This is a genomic window from Staphylococcus sp. EG-SA-2 (assembly GCF_017152085.1).
This window is the reverse complement of record NZ_JACYHC010000127.1, coordinates 1-546: the sequence shown is the minus strand read 5'-3', so window position 1 is coordinate 546 and position 546 is coordinate 1. Positions and strand designations below refer to the sequence as shown.

Annotated in this window: 1 protein-coding gene; it reads right to left on the bottom strand. The window is 35.9% G+C overall.

Annotated elements, in window-relative coordinates:
- Positions 1-546, bottom strand: a 546-nt coding sequence (locus IDG60_RS27165; protein ID WP_206160391.1) for a M50 family metallopeptidase, incomplete at both ends; no start/stop codon positions are given.

Below are 546 nucleotides of genomic sequence, written 5' to 3'. Positions count from 1 at the left end.
CCGGACCATTTAACATATCAAATGAGAATCCGCCCGTAAATATACTAGCCAACATACCGACTACAGCTGTAAAAATTAGTGTACTACCTTTCAAAAAGCTTTCAAATCCATATACAATTGGTTTGAAGAGCGTACGTTCACTCGCTGGTTGGAATCCGAGAACATACTTCGTCTCTGAACTTACTTTAGTCAGTTTTCTTTCAGTCTTTTTAGGTGTTAATTCAACTGACTTTGTTTTACCATCACGTTCAAATTTAACAGTCGTCTTATTATCTTTAACTTTATCTAACGCCTTATCAACATCATCAAATTCAGATATTTTATATTTGCCAATTTGGACGATCTTATCACCTTTTTGTAATCCTGCTTGTTGAGCTGGATACTTATCTGCGACTTGTTCTACAGTAGACGTAGGCGTGCCTTGATAATATGCAAGACCAATAAATAGGACTAAAGCTAATATAAAGTTAAATAACGGTCCCGCAAATAATGTTAAAAATTTCGGCCATGGCTTTTTATGTGCAAATTGTCTGTCTCTCGGAGCAA